Source organism: Lysinibacillus sp. FSL W8-0992 (assembly GCF_038008685.1).
In the GTDB taxonomy this organism is placed as follows: Bacteria; Bacillota; Bacilli; order Bacillales_A; family Planococcaceae; genus Lysinibacillus.
In genome coordinates, this window is the sequence record NZ_JBBOZQ010000001.1 from 120,144 (window position 1) to 140,296 (window position 20,153).

At 37.5% G+C, this 20,153-nt stretch carries 19 protein-coding genes; all 19 read right to left on the reverse strand.

Features of this window, described 5'->3' with window-relative positions; translation table 11 throughout:
* Window positions 1–91 precede the first annotated feature (91 nt).
* Window positions 92–721 carry a uracil phosphoribosyltransferase gene (gene upp, locus NSQ74_RS00470; RefSeq protein WP_173478609.1) on the reverse strand — a complete coding sequence of 210 codons (630 nt, stop codon included), beginning with the start codon at window positions 719–721 and terminating at the stop codon, window positions 92–94.
* 127 nt (window positions 722–848) lie between these two features.
* Window positions 849–3,002 (reverse strand): EAL domain-containing protein, encoded by a 2,154-nt coding sequence (locus tag NSQ74_RS00475; RefSeq protein WP_340820983.1) that lies wholly within the window; start codon window positions 3,000–3,002, stop codon window positions 849–851.
* A gap of 395 nt (window positions 3,003–3,397) precedes the next feature.
* Window positions 3,398–4,639, reverse strand: coding sequence for a serine hydroxymethyltransferase (gene glyA / locus NSQ74_RS00480; protein WP_340820984.1), 1,242 nt, complete (start codon window positions 4,637–4,639; stop codon window positions 3,398–3,400).
* Window positions 4,640–4,701: 62 nt separating this feature from the next.
* A complete protein-coding gene (locus tag NSQ74_RS00485) occupies window positions 4,702–5,244 on the reverse strand; it encodes a TIGR01440 family protein (RefSeq protein ID WP_340820985.1) in 543 nt (180 codons plus the stop codon).
* Window positions 5,245–5,367: 123 nt separating this feature from the next.
* Window positions 5,368–5,805, reverse strand: coding sequence for a ribose 5-phosphate isomerase B (gene rpiB, locus NSQ74_RS00490; protein ID WP_173478613.1), 438 nt, complete (start codon window positions 5,803–5,805; stop codon window positions 5,368–5,370).
* A gap of 412 nt (window positions 5,806–6,217) precedes the next feature.
* Window positions 6,218–7,501: a methyl-accepting chemotaxis protein gene (locus NSQ74_RS00495; RefSeq protein ID WP_340820986.1), complete on the reverse strand. Its 1,284-nt coding sequence runs from the start codon at window positions 7,499–7,501 to the stop codon at window positions 6,218–6,220.
* Window positions 7,502–7,509: 8 nt separating this feature from the next.
* Window positions 7,510–7,950: a low molecular weight protein arginine phosphatase gene (locus NSQ74_RS00500; protein WP_340820987.1), complete on the reverse strand. Its 441-nt coding sequence runs from the start codon at window positions 7,948–7,950 to the stop codon at window positions 7,510–7,512.
* A 17-nt stretch (window positions 7,951–7,967) separates the two neighbouring features.
* Complete coding sequence (locus NSQ74_RS00505) at window positions 7,968–8,465, reverse strand: manganese efflux pump MntP (protein WP_340820988.1); 498 nt, start codon at window positions 8,463–8,465, stop codon at window positions 7,968–7,970.
* Between the two features lie 645 nt (window positions 8,466–9,110).
* Window positions 9,111–10,145, reverse strand: coding sequence for an L-threonylcarbamoyladenylate synthase (locus tag NSQ74_RS00510; protein ID WP_340820989.1), 1,035 nt, complete (start codon window positions 10,143–10,145; stop codon window positions 9,111–9,113).
* A gap of 100 nt (window positions 10,146–10,245) precedes the next feature.
* Window positions 10,246–10,827: a stage II sporulation protein R gene (locus tag NSQ74_RS00515; protein WP_340820990.1), complete on the reverse strand. Its 582-nt coding sequence runs from the start codon at window positions 10,825–10,827 to the stop codon at window positions 10,246–10,248.
* A 44-nt stretch (window positions 10,828–10,871) separates the two neighbouring features.
* Window positions 10,872–11,729, reverse strand: a complete 858-nt coding sequence (prmC, locus tag NSQ74_RS00520; protein ID WP_340820991.1) for a peptide chain release factor N(5)-glutamine methyltransferase — start codon at window positions 11,727–11,729, stop codon at window positions 10,872–10,874.
* On the reverse strand, window positions 11,719–12,795 hold the full coding sequence (gene prfA / locus NSQ74_RS00525) for a peptide chain release factor 1 (RefSeq protein ID WP_340820992.1): 1,077 nt from the start codon (window positions 12,793–12,795) through the stop codon (window positions 11,719–11,721). The genes prmC and prfA overlap by 11 nt, the downstream gene beginning before the upstream one ends.
* Window positions 12,796–13,045: 250 nt before the next feature.
* On the reverse strand, window positions 13,046–13,618 hold the full coding sequence (locus NSQ74_RS00530; RefSeq protein WP_340820993.1) for a thymidine kinase: 573 nt from the start codon (window positions 13,616–13,618) through the stop codon (window positions 13,046–13,048).
* Between the two features lie 296 nt (window positions 13,619–13,914).
* Complete coding sequence (gene rpmE, locus NSQ74_RS00535; protein WP_004269457.1) at window positions 13,915–14,118, reverse strand: 50S ribosomal protein L31; 204 nt, start codon at window positions 14,116–14,118, stop codon at window positions 13,915–13,917.
* A 170-nt stretch (window positions 14,119–14,288) separates the two neighbouring features.
* The gene (locus NSQ74_RS00540; RefSeq protein WP_340820994.1) at window positions 14,289–15,338 is read right to left on the reverse strand and encodes an NAD(P)/FAD-dependent oxidoreductase; all 1,050 of its coding nucleotides are present in this window, start codon (window positions 15,336–15,338) and stop codon (window positions 14,289–14,291) included.
* 95 nt (window positions 15,339–15,433) lie between these two features.
* Entirely contained in the window at window positions 15,434–16,468 is a 1,035-nt protein-coding gene (locus tag NSQ74_RS00545; RefSeq protein WP_340820995.1) for a FecCD family ABC transporter permease, read from the reverse strand.
* Window positions 16,465–17,517 (reverse strand): FecCD family ABC transporter permease, encoded by a 1,053-nt coding sequence (locus NSQ74_RS00550; protein WP_340820996.1) that lies wholly within the window; start codon window positions 17,515–17,517, stop codon window positions 16,465–16,467. Before NSQ74_RS00550 ends, NSQ74_RS00545 begins: the two co-directional genes overlap by 4 nt.
* A gap of 33 nt (window positions 17,518–17,550) precedes the next feature.
* Window positions 17,551–18,345 (reverse strand): ABC transporter ATP-binding protein, encoded by a 795-nt coding sequence (locus NSQ74_RS00555; RefSeq protein WP_340820997.1) that lies wholly within the window; start codon window positions 18,343–18,345, stop codon window positions 17,551–17,553.
* Window positions 18,346–18,364: 19 nt separating this feature from the next.
* Entirely contained in the window at window positions 18,365–20,089 is a 1,725-nt protein-coding gene (locus tag NSQ74_RS00560) for an ABC transporter ATP-binding protein (RefSeq protein ID WP_340820998.1), read from the reverse strand.
* Between the last annotated feature and the right edge of the window lie 64 nt (window positions 20,090–20,153).

Sequence of the window (20,153 nt, forward strand, 5' to 3'; positions counted from 1 at the left end):
GAAACGTCCTTCAATAATGAAGGACGCTTTCAAATGCTATAAAGTTGCTATAGGAAAAACGTTATCGCTCTTTAAGCAATAACTCCACTTTTTATTTCGTACCGAATAAACGGTCTCCAGCATCACCTAGACCTGGAACAATGTAACCATGGTCATTTAACTTTTCGTCAAGTGCAGCAATATAGATGTCCACATCTGGATGTTCATCTTGAATTACTTTTACACCCTCTGGCGCAGCAATTAAACACATAAATTTAATGCTTTTCGCACCGCGTTTTTTCAGTGAATTGATAGCTTCCACTGCTGAACCACCCGTAGCAAGCATTGGGTCTACAATAATGAAATCGCGTTCTTCCACATCTGCTGGAAGTTTTGCATAGTACTCAACAGGTTTTAATGTTTCAGGGTCACGATAAAGACCAATATGACCAACTTTCGCAGCTGGAATTAGTTTTAATACGCCGTCAACCATGCCGATGCCTGCACGTAAAATCGGTACAATTGCAAGTTTTTTCCCAGAAAGAACTTTTGTTTTCGCGATTGTTACTGGTGTTTCAATTTCAATTTCTTCTACAGGCATTTCTCGCGTAATTTCGAATGCCATTAATGTTGCGACCTCATCAACTAGCTCACGAAATTCTTTAGTTCCTGTATTTTTATCACGAATATAAGTTAACTTGTGTTGGATTAGTGGATGATCAAATACGTATACTTTGCTCAAAGGGGTTCTCTCCTAACCGTTCGGATTTCATTTTTATCTCAACTAGTATAACAGAAAACAGGAGTTGTCTCAAAAATAAATTCGAGATATCCCCTTTTCCAGAGTGTTTGCTACATGTAGAAGCAAATTATACATCAAGTATAGAATCCAGTTGCTCAATCTCCATCGGTTTATAATAGAAGTAACCTTGTCCGACTTTACAACCAAGCGCACGTAATATCTCTACCTGTTCCTCATTTTCGATTCCCTCTGCAACAGATGTCATACCTAAATTTAATGCAAGCTGAATGATTGATCGGACAATTGCTAATGTTGCTGCATCATTTATATCATTTATAAAGCTACGATCAATTTTCAACTCAGTGAACGGTAATCTTTGTAAATAACTAAGTGAAGAAAAACCTGTTCCAAAATCATCCACCGATGTTTTAAAGCCATAGCTCTTTAATTCTTGAATAATGGCGAATGCAGTTTGAAAATCAACTAAGCCAATATTTTCTGTTACCTCTAAAATAATATTACTTGGATTAATCATATATTTTTCAACTAATTGCCGGATATCCTTAACAAAATGAGGATAGTAAAAGTGATCAGGCGATATATTAACCGCAACCTCCACTAACTTCTTCCCCAATTGTTGACGCTCCGCTAGCCAAGCGAGAACAATTTCTAAAATTTGTATGTCGATTTCACGAACCTTCCCTGCATTTTCGGCAACTGGTATAAACATCGCTGGTGATACAAAGCCAAGAACCGGTGAATGCCAACGAGCTAGCGCTTCAATACTTTGAATTTCGCCTGTTCGTAAATCTACTTTTGGTTGTAGATTTACAGAAATCTCTTTATTTTTAAGCGCTTGTGATAAATGATTTAAAACAGTCATCTGTTGCTCTAGTAAATCATTGCGTTCCTTCGTAAATATCTCCATATGCGTTCCTGGTTTGTTGGCAGCATAAGATAAAGCATTATCTGCAAATCTGATTGCATCTGCAATTTTAATATCTTTATCAAAGGAAGATATGCCAGTTTTTAAAGTAATATAAATATGCTTACCATTTATAATAAACGGCTGGCGTGTTAATTCTTTTATGCGAACCTCATAATCGTTTAAGTCTTCATTGGGTGTCACTTGTGAAATAATAAGACTAGAACTTGTGAATCTAGCAATATACTCATTCAAATCCTTCTTTTGTTCTTGAAGACGTCTAGCAATTTGTCTTAATAATTCATCCCCCGCTTCTCGGCCATATAATTCAACGACTTGATGAAATTCACTTGGTTTTATGATTTTAATAAAACCTATTCGCCCTCGTTGTTCTTCCTTTTCTATCTTATTTAAAAAGCTATGTCGATTTGGCAAGCCAGTCGTAATATCTTTATAAGCTAAATCCCATATTTTTTTCTGTGTTTTCGCATACGAATACGCTAATGCAACGAGCGCTCCAATTTTTTGAAACACATTGTTAAAAAACACACTTTCACCCGGATATTGAGAAAAAATTGCAAAAAGTCCGATCGCTTGTTGCTTTTGATTGCGAATAGGTACAAACCATCCCGAGTGATTATTTGTTAGACTAGCAAAGTTTTTAAATTCTATTGGAATAGCAACCTCTTCTAGTTTATTTGCTATTATCGGTGTTTCCTGTTGCATCACCTTTCTATAGAAGTCATTCATCTCGAAAAGCTGAGGTACATGTTGGTGAGCACTATTAGAAGTAAAAACTTGCAAATAATTTGAATCTATTTTGATAAGAACCGAGCTGAACACATATGGCATGAAAAATTGATCTATTTTGCTACAAATAGTGTCCATTTTTTTATAAAATGGATAATCCTTTTCGATTGCCTCATAAACGATTTTCTCTAATTCCGCTATAAAATCTTCAGTATGATAATACGTAATATCCTTCACGATTATTAACACAAATAATGTTTCATTATCATTATTTTGAAAAGGAAGGGTTTGCATTTCTGCCCAAAATGGTGGCTGTTCGAAGCGATGATGGTGCAACTTTTCTGTCACCATTGCTCCACTATGTATGTTCTCTTTTATTTTTTCAAGCATTGTCGTCGGTAACTTACTTGAAAGCATCGCAAAATAATCTGTTTCTAAAATCTGTGAACGTATTGCATTTGTAAGCGTGCAAAAAGAATTATTACATTCCACTATGAAATTAGTTTTAGCATCCAAAATAACATAGCTTTCTTTAGATTGTTCACCTAAGTTACGAATTGTAGTTAATAAAATATTTTTTTGTACGTCCATAGATTTAGTAACCATCCAACCCCTCCCGTCTATATCCATCAATTCTACCCCTTTATATTGTACATAAAAAATTCAATAAATTGTCACTTTTACAAAAAAACAATTTTTCTTTGGGACATTAATTGTCCTTATTCAATATAATATAACCTTTTATCCTATATTTATGTAAAAAAATCCAAAAATAAGATTAATTTATTTTTATATAAGCAAAAAAATATAGTTTTGCAGTTTAATCTATCAATTACACTTCCGTATTTTTTCGTGCTTGCTCGAAAATCTTCTTTCGGCTTCATTTCATAGTTTTCTATAGTAGTGAACCAAAAATTGGGCTAAATCAAATTTAAAAACTAAAGGCTGTGCCTAAAGTGAACAACACACTTAAGACACAGCCTATAATTAAACAATACTAATTATGCGTATAATGGATGTTTATCAGTTAAAACTTTAACACGATCTTTTGCATCTGCTTTTACCGCTTCATCTTCTGGGTTTTTAAGTACAGCTGCGATAATAGCGCCTACTTCTTTAATGTCTTCTTCTTTAAAGCCACGTGATGTAACTGCAGGTGTACCAATACGAATACCAGAAGTAACAAATGGAGATTCTGTATCGTAAGGAATTGTATTTTTGTTAGTTGTAATTCCTACTTCATCAAGAGCGTGCTCTGCTACTTTACCAGTTAAGCCAAGAGATTTTACGTTTAAAAGTAATAAGTGATTATCCGTACCGTTAGATACGATTTCTACACCCTCTTCGATTAACACTTCTGCTAAAGCACGTGCATTTGCTTTAATTTGTTTTGCGTAGTCTTTGAAATCAGGTTGTAAAGCTTCGCCAAATGCTACAGCTTTTGCAGCGATAACATGCATTAATGGTCCACCTTGGATACCTGGGAAGACAGATTTATTTAATTTTTGCTCCCATTCTTTTGACGCAAGAATTAAACCACCACGTGGTCCACGTAATGTTTTATGTGTTGTAGATGTAACAAAATCAGCGTAAGGAACTGGTGATTGGTGCTCTCCAGCAGCTACTAGCCCAGCGATGTGCGCCATATCCACCATAAAGTAAGCTCCTACTTCGTCTGCGATTTCACGGAATTTTGAGAAGTCAATTTCACGTGGGTATGCAGATGCACCAGCTACAATTAGTTTTGGTTTGTGTGCTAACGCTTTTTGACGAACGTCTTCATAGTCGATTACATGTGTATCTTCTGTTACACCATACTCTACGAAATTATAAAGGATACCTGAGAAGTTTACAGGAGAACCATGTGTTAAGTGACCACCATGTGAAAGGTTCATTCCTAGAACTGTGTCACCTGGTTGTAAAATTGTATGGTATACAGCCATGTTTGCTTGTGCACCAGAGTGCGGTTGTACGTTAGCATATTCTGCACCGAAAAGTTCTTTCACACGATCACGTGCAATATCTTCTACTACGTCTACGTGTTCACAGCCACCATAGTAACGTTTTCCAGGATAACCTTCAGCATATTTGTTAGTAAGAACTGAACCTTGTGCTTCCATTACTGCTTCAGATACAAAGTTTTCAGATGCAATTAACTCGATATTCGCTTGTTGACGTTTTTTCTCAGCTAAAATCCCATCTAATACTGCTTTGTCTTGTACTGCTAATTTTTCGTATGCCATGTTTGAAAAAGCCTCCTAAGTATAATCGTTATTTACATGTACCTCTGACAACAGAAGTAGTGTTATTTATATACAGCACGTTCGCCACCAATTAGTTTTGGACGTGTTGTTGCTACTGTGACAACCGCTTCTCCTACTGATCGCACTGATGTACGAACTGGAACAGCTACTTCTTTTAAATGCATGCCAATTAACGTTTGGCCTATATCAATACCTGCATGTGCGCGTATTGCCTCTACAACTACCGGGCTTTCCAATTTTGTATAAGCATACGCTGACATCGATCCACCCGCAGTGCGAACAGGAATAACAGCCACAGGTTCATAGCCCAACTGTTCTGCAACTGAAGCTTCCATCGTAATAGCTCGATTTATATGCTCACAGCCTTGGAATGCTAAAAATAATTGATGTTTCTTTGCAAATGCCTGCAATGGCGCAAAAATTGCTTCTGCTGTTTCAAGTGCACCTGCTGTGCCAATTTTCTGACCAATCACTTCAGACGTAGAGCAACCTACGACAAAAATAGTCTTTGGTCGCAGTACTACTTGCTCTTCGAATTCACTGAGTAACTGAGTCAATTGCGTTTGTATTTGTTGCACAACCATTAAGCTCAGCCCCTTATTTTGATGTCTTCTATTTACGTTAGGCGTCAAGCTAAGGTAAAAGTGACAGTGCAAGACTGTCACCACCTATTTGTTTTTGCGTTAACGGCTGAAGACGTTCTTGTATTACTGTTCTAATTCAGCGATTTTTTCTACGCGGCGTGTATGACGCCCGCCTTCAAAATCAGTTTCAAGCCATGTTTGCGCGATTTCACGTGCTAGGCCTGGACCAATTACGCGCTCACCCATCGCTAAAATATTTGAATCATTATGGCAACGTGTTGCCTTTGCACTAAATACATCATGCACTAATGCACAACGAATGCCTTTTACTTTGTTCGCAGCGATGGACATGCCAATCCCTGTGCCACAAATTAAAATGCCTTTATCAAATTCCCCGTTAGCAACACCTTCAGAAACTGGCTTTGCATAATCAGGATAGTCTACTGAATCCGCAGATTGTGGACCAAAATCTTCGTAGCTAATATTAAGCTCATCTAACAGTTGCATAATCTCACGACGTAAATTATTGCCTCCGTGATCAGAAGAAATTGCTATTCTCACTGGGTTCCCTCATTTCGAAATATAGTCAACATTAGTTTACCACTTCTCTTTCAAGAATAACATGATTTTTGTTGCAATTTTATGCTGATTTCTCCTAAAAGACGAACATTTCTTGTATTTATATTGAAAAACGTTCATTTTTAAGTACTATTTCTGTGGATAATGTGAATATCCTGTTAATAAATTCGGATAATGGTCTTTTGTTGTAATATTCCCTCTTCTGAAGTTTTTCTACCTTTTCAACTATAGTGGACATACTATTTCAATATTTTTTCATTTGTTCCTGTTAATAACGTTCAAGCTTCCTGTCAACGAGTATTTGGTCAATCCATAGAAAAAACTGTGGACAAGCTCTTTTTTAAGGCTGTCCACAGTCTGTCATTTACATGTATTATTTAAATGCTTTTTCTTACTATGCTTCTCTATCAAATTGTAGAATCATTTTATGCAACGCTTCGGATTGTTTTTTCAAGTCTTGTGCAAGTTGTTCTACTTGTTCAATTGCATGTGCTTGCTCTTCTGTTGCACTGCTCACTTCTTGTGCACCAGCCGATGTTTCTTGAGCAATGGCTGCTACTTCTTGTGATTGTCGAGCAGTTGTTTCAATATTGTGCATTTGTTTTTCAATTAATGAAGAAATCTCTACAATCGCGTTTGCCATTTCATGGACACTTGATGACATCCCTTCAACCGCAGTCGTAGTTTCAGAAACACGCGCTGCCTCTTTAGTCGCAAATGATACTTGTTGATTCATTTGTTTCACAACAACTTCAACATTATGTTGCATTGATTGAATAAGAGTCGTAATTCCTTGTACAGCCTTTGCACTTTCATCGGCCAAGCCACGAACCTCTTCTGCCACAACCGCAAAGCCTTTGCCATGTTCTCCTGCACGGGCAGCTTCGATAGATGCATTTAATGCTAGTAAATTTGTTTGTGCCGCAATATCACCTACTAAACTAATGATACGCTCAACTTGTCCAGCATTGTCTTCTAATGTACGAATACTTTCTAGTGCTTCGTTGTTGCCAGCTGCAATTTGTTGAATGCTATTGACTAACGTTTCAATCGCTTTTGTTGTATTAGTTAAATTATGTAAAATCTCTTTCGATTGTACTGCTGACTGTTCCGCTCTAGTATTCACTTCTGTTGCTAATGTGCGTACATCTTCAATCGCCTCTGCTGTATCTTGTACTGCTGTAGCTGAAGCTTCTGCTCCTGCGGAAATATGTTTTACCGTCACCGCAATACCGTCTGCTTTCTTTGTCGCAACAGCGGTTTCATCGGATAACTTGATAATCGATTGATTTGTTTGTTGAAAGTTTTGATCGATACTTTCTACCATGTGGCGTAAATTTAACACCATTTGTTGGAATGCTACTGCCACTGAACGAATCTCATCATTCGTTTTTGGCATCACTACATCCTCACCAATTTTTCCTTCTGCTACGCGTGTAGCAGAGTATTCAAGTCGCTGTAACGGCTTAATTAAAATAACGCTGAAAATTGCCGCTAAAATACCTGACCATATAATCCCTAATAAATAAGTAATCACTTCAAATAGCTTACGATTAATTTCTGGGAAAAAAGTAGGTTGTATAAATTCAATGAATACAAAGCTGATACTATACGTGATCAGTGCAAGAATACTTACAAATAATACTAGTTTAAGTCGTAAGCCAAACTGTTTTTTCATAGTGCCCCTCAATTCTTCTCAAGTATTTTAACTAACTGTTCTACTAATTTCTCTAGTTCTGTAAATGTTTCTTCATAAATAGCTTTATTTCCGCCGTAAGGGTCTACAACATTCTCTAAACTTCCTTCGTTCGCATATTCTTTCAGTGTAAAAACTTTTTTTTCTGTGTTCGGGTAGTAAGCGATAATAGTATCTCTGTGCGCTGTCGTCATTGTTAAAATTAAATCGGCCCACTCTATTTCAGCCATAGATAATTGTGTTGCTGAATGTTGATGTGTCATATTCGCTTCATTTAAAACTTGCTGCGCATGTGCTGACATTTCAGCGTTCGGCATTGCATAAATACCAGCAGAACGAACCTGAACATTGTTGATTTGCTTATGCTTTAAAATAACCTCTGCCATCGGACTGCGACAAGTATTTCCGGTACAAACAAATAATATATTCACACTTATCACCTTCCTTATTATTTTCGGAGCGCTAAAATACTCATAATGATAAAAACAAATCCTGCAATAATTTGAATTTTGTTTCCAAAAAAAACCTGACTTCTGCGTGCTATAACTAAAGCCCCATATGCGCAAATGAAAGCACTCATTCCAGCACTAATAATAAAAATTGTTTTTTCTAAGTTAAGCATACCAAAAGAAACACTTACTGAAAAGGTATCTAGGCTAGCAGTCACAGCTAATAATACAGGTGAAATGGTTATTTTCTCATTTTTGTTGGAAGACAAAAGTAAATGTAGACCAATGCTAAATAATAGAATACAGGAAATCCATTGACCCCAATCTAATAAAAAACGCACTAAGTAATTTCCTAATTCAAAGCCGAGTAGTGGAAAAAGCATATGTAATGTTGCTGTCCACATTGACAAAAATAATCGATATTTAACATTTGGAATTAATACAAATAAACCGACGACATCGACAGACGTTAAAATACCTGCAAGAATACCCTGCAAGAATGCACTCCTTCGCTTCCTAATATTTTATCATTTTATGCTCGGAAATACAGTATTATCATAATGAACGATAAGACATTTTCCATATTATAAAATCCTATTTTTAAATGATTAATAGAGAATTGTTTGTGACTTGTTTGAGTGCCTGACACTTTAAATTGTAAAAACCCACTTCGCTTTCCGTGGGCACAGAGTAAGCCGCAACCCTCGCTAGCGCGCGGTTTGTTGCGTCTTACTACTTGTGCTGTTCCCGCAGGAGTCTACGTGGATTTTTACTTAGTTGTTATGCTAATACGGTAAATTGTTTGTGTGCCTGGCACTTTAAATCGCAAAAATCCACTTCGCTTTCCGCGGGCACAGAGTAAGTCGCAACCCTCGCTAATGCGCGGTTTGTTGCGTCTTACTACTTGTTCTGTCCCGCAGGAGTCTACGTGGATTTTTACTTAGTTGTTATGCTAACACGGTAAATTGTTTGTGTGCCTGGCACTCATATAAAAAAACCCATCTTATATAGATGAGTTTTTTATTATAGTCTTATTAAATCGCCGGGAAACTTGGGAGAATCGCCGGTTGAAGTTCTTGAAACGCCGATAAGAAAGTTGAAATCGCCGATACTTAGTGCAAAATCGCTGATAGATCCACTAATTAAAGTGAATACCATTTGCCACCAGCCGCTTTTTCAAGTCTGTTCATAATAGCAGCGCCTACACCTTCTGTAGATGTCGTCGTCACTAGAATAACGGTAGCTTCTGTTTTATCACATGCTCGTAACGCATGATATAGTGCCGCGCCCATCTCTTCTTTACTACCTGCTTCACCAATTGAAAAGTAATAATCTATGTTAATATGCTTAAAGCTCTCAGGTGCTAGAAGTGCTACTTTATGATGTTGGGCTTGAAGTTGTTGTATGGCTTGCTGTACTTTTTGTTCATCACAGTCTATTAAGTATACGGGTGCATTAGGAGCATAATGCGTATACTTCATGCCTGGAGCTTTCGGCGTCTCTTCCATTGTCTGCTCCATTTTAGTCGGTTGAATAACCGGACCTATTACGGACTCTAACATTTCCTTTGTAATGCCACCCGGACGTAATATAACTGGTGGTTCATGCGTAACATCTAGCACAGTTGATTCAAAGCCAATTCCTGTAGAACCTCCATCTAAAATATACGGTATGTACCCTTCTAAATCATCTTTTACATGAATCGCTTCTGTTGGGCTTGGTTTCCCGCTACGATTCGCACTTGGAGCAGCAAGTGGTTTTTGAATTTGCTGTAATAATGCTAGTGCAACTGGATGATCCGGCATACGAATTCCGACAGTCTTTAATCCAGCTGTCACACTTTCTGCCAGAACATTTGGCTTTACTGGCATAATGAGTGTAAGAGGACCTGGCCAAAATGCATCCATACATTTTTTTGCGAGCTCAGAAATATGTTCGATATAAAGATTAACTTCCTCTTTCGTTCCTATGTGGACAATAAGTGGATTATCTGAAGGACGCCCTTTTGCCTTAAATATCTTTCTGACTGCATCATCATTTGTAGCGACTGCACCTAAACCGTAAACCGTTTCTGTTGGAAATGCCACAACCTCTCCAGCATTTAAGATATCCACAGCTTGTGCATAAGTTATTTGACTATTCACATTACTATCCACAATCTTACACACGGTTTCCATATGAAAAACCTTCTTTCAATCGTTGTTTTTTTCTGAATTATCCACATTTTGTTCATAACTTATCAATAATTGTGTATAAGTTATCTGAATTTGTGCACAATTACTCAAAAAATCCTTTTATCCATTCCCAAATAAAGAATGTTACATGTTCTTTTTCTTCTGCCTTTTCTTCCTCTTTTTCCGGTTCACAAATAGACGGGAAAATGCTACACCACCAGTTATCACCACGTGCATCGCCAATTTTCACGACAATCGAATGGTACATATTTTGTGGATAAAACATCGCATCTTGTCTCTTCGGCGGAAATAAGTTATCCCCAAGTAACACTTGTGTACGCAATTGTGGATAATTTTCTTTTAATTCTGCTTCAATACTCTCTTTTAATATAACAAAATTATTATTATCCACATTTGTAGTTGAACCTACTTGTATTAAATAAGGTTTTAAATCTTGGACAAGTTGTTCTTTTTCTAGCTGATCATCTGTTGTGTTGCTATTAGCTATAACTCTTATACGAAAATCGTTTTCTTGTTCATTATTCGTAGCTTCCTTTGCAGAACCTATTAATGATGGAATATATAAAATACATAGTTGTAAAGCTATCGCCATAATTACTAGTCTAGTAAAAGCCAGCACAATATTTAGTTTTGGAAATCTAACAATCTTGTATTCGTTTAACATAAAAATCCCTCCTTGCTCAACATTGTTGTCAAGAAGGAGATTCTTTATACATCAATTTCACAAAAAACCATGCGAGGTTTTCCATTAATATCTTTTTCAACGGTAACAGTAGCTTGTGGAAAACTTTCTTTAAAAAATTTCGCTACTTGCTCTCCTTGTGTATAACCAATTTCAAGACCGATCAAAGATGGTTTATTCATCAGTGCTGGGAGCTGTTGTGCTAATTTGCGATATAAAATAAGCCCATTTTCTTCTGCAAAAAGTGCACTATGCGGTTCATGCTCTAGTACGATGCTAGACATGTCCTTCGCTTCTTCCATTGCAATATACGGAGGATTAGATAAAACAATATCAAACGTTTCTCCAACGAGGGGTGCTGTTAAATCACCTAGACGAAAATCGATATCCGCCTCAAGTAGTTGTGCATTTTTTTGTGCCGTTGATAATGCTGCTGCAGATAAATCCGTTGCCACTACTGTTAGCTCAGGACATTCTAGCTTCATAGAAATAGCAATAGCACCACTACCTGTCCCGATATCTGCTAGCTTTATTGTTTTCTTATTAAATAATTGTTTGATGCGATTGCTTGTTGCTAGCACTAACTCCTCTGTTTCAGGTCTTGGAATGAGCACCGATTCATCCACAATAAATGTACGTCCATAAAATTCTTCACTGCCGATACAATACTGTACAGGTCGTCCACTAGCATGCTCTTCAATCAGTTTTATAAACTGTTGACTTTGCTCTACTGTTAACGAATCTTGTAAGTGTAGCATAACACCCGAATACGATGTGCCCAGTATATGTTGCATCACAATACGACCCGCGGTTTCTTCACGTCCATTATCCACTAAAAAAGAAGAAGCCCAATCAAGGGCCTCCATCACATTTTTATAGGTCATCGTTAAGTCGCTCTAACTTAGATGCTTGCTCTTCTAAGATTAGTGTATCAATGATTTCGTCCAGTCTTCCTTCGACGATTTGATCAAGCTTTTGAATCGTTAAACCAATACGATGGTCTGTCACGCGGTTTTGTGGATAATTGTATGTGCGAATACGCTCTGAGCGATCGCCTGAGCCTACTGCTGATTTACGTGTTGCGTCGATTTCTTTTTGCGCTTCCTGTAAATACTTATCAGCTACACGCGCACGAAGAATTTTCATCGCCTTTTCACGGTTTTTAATTTGTGAACGTTCATCCTGCATCGATACAACAACACCTGTTGGTAAGTGGGTCATACGTACAGCAGACATCGTTGTATTTACCGATTGCCCACCTGCACCTGATGACGCAAAAGTATCTACACGGATATCTTTTTCATGGATTTCAACATCTACCTCTTCTACTTCAGGTAAGCATGCAACTGTCGCTGTTGAAGTATGAATACGTCCTTGTGATTCTGTTGCTGGTACACGTTGTACGCGGTGCGCACCGTTTTCAAATTTGAATTTTGAATATGCGCCTTGCCCGTTAATCATAAAAATTACTTCTTTATAGCCGCCCATTGGGTTAGGCGTTGCTTCCATAATGTCGATTTTCCAGCCTTGTGTCTCCGCATAACGAGAATACATACGGAATAAATCTCCTGCGAAAATATTCGCCTCATCACCGCCAGCTGCTCCACGAATCTCCATAATTACGTTTTTATTATCATTCGGGTCTTTTGGAATTAATAAAACACGTAGACGTTCTTCCAGCTCTTCTTGCTGTGCTTTTAACGAGTTGAATTCTTCCTTTACCATCTCGTGCATGTCAGGATCTTTTTCGTTATCTAACATTTCACGTGTATCCACTAGTTGCTCTTTCACGCTTTTATATTCACGATAAGCATCAACTGTTTCCTGAATATCCGATTGTTCCTTTGAATATTCACGTAATTTTTTACTGTCGTTTACAATATCCGGATCACTTAAAAGCTCATTTAGCCTTTCATAACGATCTTCTACTGCTTGTAGTCTATCAAACATGGGCTTCACCTCTATTTAGTTCATTTATCTATATCCAGTAGGAATCCGCCTCCATTAAAGACAGCGAGACGTATTTTTTACTCTATTCACTAATCATTCCGCCTACAATAGAGTCTGACTAAGGATTTGTTTAGGCGTAATAGTCATGCATTATTTCCACTACTTAGTATAAGGAAAATTCCGCATGTATGCTACATTTTCTTCGGAAGATTGCTTAATATCATCAAGCCATTTTCCGATTAAAGCTAATTCAAAGTGGTGGATGTGCGTGGCATTTGCGGCAAACAGGATAGTAAGAATCATTACCGCCAATTTTTATTTGATCGCCTGTATACACAGGTTTGCCATTTTCATCGACACGCAAATTCATTGTTGCTTTTTTATGACAGAACCAGCAAATCGTTTTCATTTCTTCAATTTTATCTGCATATGTAAGCATGTACTGACTACCTTCAAATAATTCATTTTGGAAATCATTCTTCAGGCCAAAGCCCATGACAGGGATGTCTAGTTGGTCGACAATATTAGCTAATTGTAGCACATGTGCCTTTTTTAAAAACTGCACTTCATCTACAAGAACACAGTAGGGTTTTACAACATTTTTTTTTACAAGTTCAAAAATATCCGTATCCTCATAAATTGGAATGGCTTCTTGTCGTAATCCTACTCGACTTGAAACAAAACCTACCTCATCTCGTGTATCAAGCCCAGATGTAAACATCATGACAGGCTTTTCCTGTTCTTCATAGTTATGTGCAACTTTTAAAATTTCAATTGATTTGCCACTATTCATCGCGCCATGTTTATAGTATAGCTGTGCCATTGTATCTTCTCCCTCTCTATTTGCAATTATGGATTTTGAAAGGAATTATTTTAGCAATTAGCTTAAACGCTTGCACCATAGTGTTAATCTTTATACCGAACCTATTGTCAGTATCGAATGGATTTGCGCTAGCGCTAGCTTAAGCACATTTCAAAATCCGGTCTTTGTTTTATATTGAACGTTACGTGCAACGTTGTGAAAGATACAAATGCGTCGAGACGCAATGAACGCATGCACTTTTTATATACTGAAAAAAATACCTGCCAAGCACATGCTTGGCAGGTATTAAACTAACATTAGTTTTTAAGACCGTATTTTTTGTTGAAACGATCCACGCGACCATCAGCAGACGCGAATTTTTGACGGCCAGTGTAGAATGGGTGACATTCGTTGCAGAACTCGACAACGATGTTTTCTTTAACTGAACCAGTTTTGAAAGTGTTACCACAAGAGCAAGTTACTGTTGCTTCTTTGTAGTCTGGATGAATTCCTTGTTTCATATTCGTTTTCTCCTCTCGCCCTGAACCATCTGGAACAGAGTATTATCGAACTGTACCTTACATAGCCCGAATATGTCGGCTACATATGTACACGTTGCATACTTTTGAAGTATAGCATAGTTATTTTATTTTTTTCAAGCAATAAATATTGAAAAACTATATTACAATTTTTAACCACGAACTTCGCGATAATCGTTATCTACTAATCCTATTTGTTTATTGCGCTCTTTAAATCGAATATTATGTGATGATACATACGCCACTTTTGGTGCATCTGGCTCTAAAAATAATTTTGCACTATTTAACGCTAAAATGCCATCCGTAAACGCACCTGCAATTAATCTTACTTTACTAGGATGATCGATAAAATCACCTGCTCCGTAGATGCCTTCTATATTGGTTTCACGCTTCTCATTGACGATAGCTACTCCATCTTGAATTTCTAATCCCCATTCCTCAAGAGCTCCATAATCACATTTTAAGCCATGATTAACAACAACCGCATCTACTTGCACTCGTTCCATTTCATCTGTTTCTTTATTCATAATTGACACATACTGTATTACATCACCATCACTATGTAATTGCACCACTTCGTATGGTGTTTTAACATTGACAGAGGATTCTCGCATACGTAAGACATTTTTTTCATGACCACCAAATTCATCACGACGATGGACAATTGTTACACTAGCAGCGATAGATTCTAGCTCATTCGCCCAATCCACTGCGGAATTGCCACCACCTGAAATAAGTATATGTTTGTTGCGGAAAATGTCTAATTCTTGCACAGTATAATGTAAATTCGTTACTTCGTAGCGGTCTGCTCCTTCTATTTCAAGCTTTTGCATTGAAAGTACACCATAACCAACTGCTAATATTATTGCTTTAGAATAATGCTTCTCTCCTGATGCTGACGTTAAAATAAATGTTCCATCACTCTGTTTTTCTAATTTTTCTATCTTTTGATTTAAAACAATTGTTGGATCAAACGTTTTTGCCTGTTGGATAAGTTGCTGAATTAACTCCTCACCTAATATAGGCTTTACCCCACCAACGTCCCAAATCATTTTTTCAGGATAAATAAGCATGCGTCCACCTAGTTGAGAGCTAAATTCTATAATTTTCGTTTTTAAATCGCGCATCCCGCTATAAAAAGCTGTATATAATCCTGCTGGTCCACCTCCAACAATCGTTACATCATACAATTCTTCTGGCATGTCGTTCTCCCCTTTTCTACTAATAAAGTTTGCATGTCCTATTCTTCCTAAGAACAATGATATTCATTCTCAATTAACAATATGAGCAATCTATTTTATTCCTTTAATCGCGCTAATAAATATAAAAAATATGGTGCCCCAAAAACGGCTACAACAATTCCAGCTGGTATTTCTGAAGGCTCTAAAATAGAGCGACCTATCGTATCGGCCAATAACACTAAAAAGCCACCTAAAAGTGCCGCAGTAGGAAGCATAAATTGATGGTTTGCTCCCACAAGTTGCCGAGCAAGATGTGGTGCAATTAATCCTACAAATCCAATACCGCCACTAACAGAAACACTAGCTCCAGCCAATCCAACTGATGCAGCTAATAACCAACGACGTTCTTTTTCAATAGAAGCACCTAATCCAATCGATGTTATTTCGCCCAGATTTAATATGTTTAAAACTCGAGATTTTGAATAGATAAATGGTAGTAAAATTAATAACCATGGTAATAAGGATAGGACAAACCTCCAATTCGAGCCCCAAATACTACCCGCTAGCCATGTAGCCACAAATTGATAATTTTCAGGGGTAAGACGAAGTGTTAATACAATCATTGCTGAACTAATGCCAGCGGCCACCGCAATTCCCGTTAAAATTAGACGCATTGGTGTGATACCTTCATAGCGTTTATAAGACAGTGTATAAATTAACAATGCTGTTATCCCTGCACCCAAAAAGGCTAGTACTGGCAGTAAATATACGGGTGCTGATTTAGTCGTTGAGAAAAAGGAAATATACAGCATTACAGCTAGCCCAGCACCCGCATTAATGCCTAAAATACCTGGATCTGCTAATGCATTTTTTGAAATGCCCTGTAAAACAGCACCTGCCATAGCTAAACCCATTCCTACTAAAACACCAATTACAATTCTAGGAAGCCTAAATTGAAATAATATTAATTGCTGTTGCGCATCGCCCTGCCCAAAAAGAGTACTTATTACTTCCCATGGTGTCAGTTTAATTACGCCAGTATTCATACTAATTACAAAGGTAATTACTATTAAAACAATCAGTGTAGCTATTATGAGGAAATTTTTTCTTCTAACCTTTTGCTGATTTTGTGTTAAAAAATTGTTACTCACAGTTCCTTTCCTCCTTTACGTGCTAAATAAAGAAAGAACGGAACCCCAATTAAAGCAATTAATGCACCAATCGGCGTTTCATATGGCGGATTAATAGTACGCGCAACTAAATCAGCTAGTACTACGAGTAATGCTCCATATACTAATGAACAAGAGATAATCCATCGATAATCGTGTCCAACTATGTATCTCGTAAAATGGGGAACAATTAATCCTACAAATCCAACAGCACCTACAACTGAAACTGCTGCTCCTGCTAAAATTAAAACAATTACCATCCCCCACACTCGCACGACAGCAGTTCGTTGACCAAGTCCTATCGCAATTTCTTCACCTAAGCTTAACAACGTAATAGAGCGGGATAGTATAAGCGCACCTATCATCGCAATTAGTATCCATGGCGATAATATTTGAAGATGACTCCACATCGTCCCCGAAACACCCCCAGCATACCAAAATGCTAGGTCTTGTCCAATTCGGTAATAAAGTGCAATTCCTTCACCGAGCGCACCAAGTAAAGCACTAACAGCAGCGCCAGCAAGAACTAGACGCATCGGTGATAAGCCCCCTTTAGACAAGGAGCCCACACCATAGACAATCGCAACACCGAGGCCTGCACCTACAAACGACCATAAAATTAAAAACATATAGGGCATGCCAGGAAAAAAGGCAAAGCAAACAGCGAGCATAAATGCCGCTCCAGAATTCAATCCTAATAACCCTGAGTCTGCTAAAGGGTTGCGCGTCATACCTTGCATTATCGCACCAGCAACTGCAAAGCTTGCACCTACTAACGCTGCTCCAAGTACTCGTGGTAAACGAATATCATGAATAATTTGATGTGTTGTTAATTCTGGTGAAAATTGTGTAATTGCCGTCCAAACAGTACTTAATGAAATATCTGCTGCTCCTAAAGAAATGGCAAAGCCAATGGCAAATATTAATGCAATTACTCCTAAAATCAAAGCTACTATTCCGCGTATTGGGTGAGATTGTTTCTGTAGCTCATCTATATCGCTGAGCCCTTCTACTCCTGTCGACGCAGTCATTCTACTTCCTCCTCTTAACTTCCATTCCTCCGCTTAATCTTTCATGTTGTATAGCTGATAAGATAGACAAATTGGATTTTTACTATATGGACAGACAGCCATTTCTGCGTTGATATTGAATACTGTTTGTAAATTCTCCTTTGTCATTACTTCATGAGGGCTGCCACTTACGATTAATTTTCCGTCTCGCATAGCCATCATAAAATGAGAAAACCGAGACGCATGGTTTAAATCATGCAAAACCATAATAATCGTTCGTCCTTCTTCCCTATTGAGCTTTTCAAGCAATAATAAAATATCTAGCTGATGTGCTAAATCTAAATATGTTGTCGGTTCATCCAGTACTAAAATATCCGTACCTTGAGCCAATGCCATCGCAATCCATACTCTTTGACGTTGACCACCTGACAATGCCTCAATTGGACGATCGCAAAACTCTCTTAGTCCTGTCACATCAATTGCCCAATGAATATATTCATAGTCTTCCTTGCGCAATGTACCGAACCCTCCTTGATGAGGGAAACGGCCATATGATATTAATTCAAAAACAGTTAATCCTCCTGGAGCACTTGCTGTTTGAGGTAAAATTGCCATCTTTTTTGCCACTTCTTTTGTCTTTAATTGATGAATGGCCTTACCATCTAAATAAACAGCACCATCTTGTGTTCGTAATACACGCGCAACAGCCTTTAATAAAGTAGATTTTCCACAGCCATTTGGGCCAATAATTGTTGAGATTTGACCTTTAGGAATGGCAACACTTAAATCATCCACAATAAGCGTCGAGGAGTAACCAATCGCCACATGTTCGATCTCCAATACTGACATACAAAACTTCCTTTCATTTTTATATTTGCAAACCAAATTGTGCTGTGTACAAACCGTAATAGGCATTTTTCATAGCCATTAATTGTTCATGTGTTCCTTCTTCTATAATTCCCTTTTTCGATACGACGACAATGCGGTCTGCATCCTTTATTGTCGCCAAGCGGTGTGCAATGACTAACGTTGTGCGTCCTTTGGAAAGTTCATGTAAAGCTTGCTGAATAGCCTGTTCTGTTTCTGTATCTAAAGCGGATGTTGCCTCATCCAAAATTAAAATTTTAGGATTTTTCAAGAAAATACGTGCTATAGATAATCGCTGTTTCTGTCCACCTGATAATTTCACGCCGCGTTCACCAATTAACGTATCCATACCATCTGGTAATGCTTGTATCATCTCTTCAAGCTGTGCTCGTTTTGCCGCATACCAAATATCTTCATCACTCGCCTGTAAATCTCCGTATGCAATGTTTTCTCGAATCGTACCATCAAATAAAAAAACATCCTGTTGCACAATGCCGATATGTGAGCGTAATGAATGAAGCTTAAAGTCTCGTATATCTATTCCATCAACTTTTATTGATCCTTCACTCACCTCATAAAAGCGTGGGAGTAAACTACAAATGGTCGATTTCCCCGCTCCAGATGGACCAACAAGTGCTACTGTTTCTCCAGACTGAACTGTAAGATTAATATTATTTAATGTTCGTTCTGTATCGGTATAACCAAATGAAACTTGGTTAAATGTAATATTGCCATCAATAGACTCTATTAGCTTAGCTTTTGGGCGGTCTGCAATTTCTGGAGCTGTTTCTAAAAAATCAATATAGCGTTTAAAACCAGCCATGCCCTTTGGATAACTCTCAATAAACATATTTATTTTGTTAATTGGTCCAATTAAAATGCCAGATAAAAGAATAAAAGCAATAAATTCACCATTCGTTAAATAGCCCTTTAAAACAAAGTATGCTCCGACAAATAGCGTAAATAATGATAAAACCTTTGTTAATATGCCATAAAGAGCTTCATTCCATGCCATCACCTTATAAGAAAACAATTTTGTTGCGCGGAATTTTTCATTATTCTTTTTGAAGCGGTTCTTTTCATGATCTTCATTTGTAAATGCTTGTACTACTCGAATACCACTGACGTTATTTTCTACACGGGCATTAAAGTCTGCAATATCGCTAAACATTTGATGAAATGCTTTCGACATAAGCTTGCCAAAAATAATAGTTAGCAAAAGAATAATTGGTACAAGAATAAAGATTAATAGCGTAAATGTAGGATCAATATAAAACATGACGCAAAAAGATCCGATTATCGTCATCATTGCAATAAACATATCTTCTGGACCATGATGTGCAAGCTCACCGATGTCCATTAGATCATTTGTTAATCGTGAGACAAGATGGCCTGTTTTATTGTTATCAAAGTAGCGGAAAGAGAGCTTTTGAATATGATTGAACGCTTCCCTTCTCATATCCGTTTCAATATTGATGCCAAGCATATGCCCCCAATACGAAACAATAAAATCTAAAATTGAATTAAAAACATACAACAACAGCAGCAAACCACTTGCCATCATTATCCACTTTAATTCACCATCTGGAAGAATATCATCAATTACTTTATTTAAAACTAATGGAAATGCCAGCTCAATTAGGGCAACTAAAATTGCACAGGAGAAATCTAATATAAATAATCCTTTATATGGCCTGTAATAAGTAAAGAAACGTTGTAGTAACATGGATGTACCTCCTAGTAAACATGCATTGTTGATGCTCTATTAAACGAAAGCTACCTAATTGCAA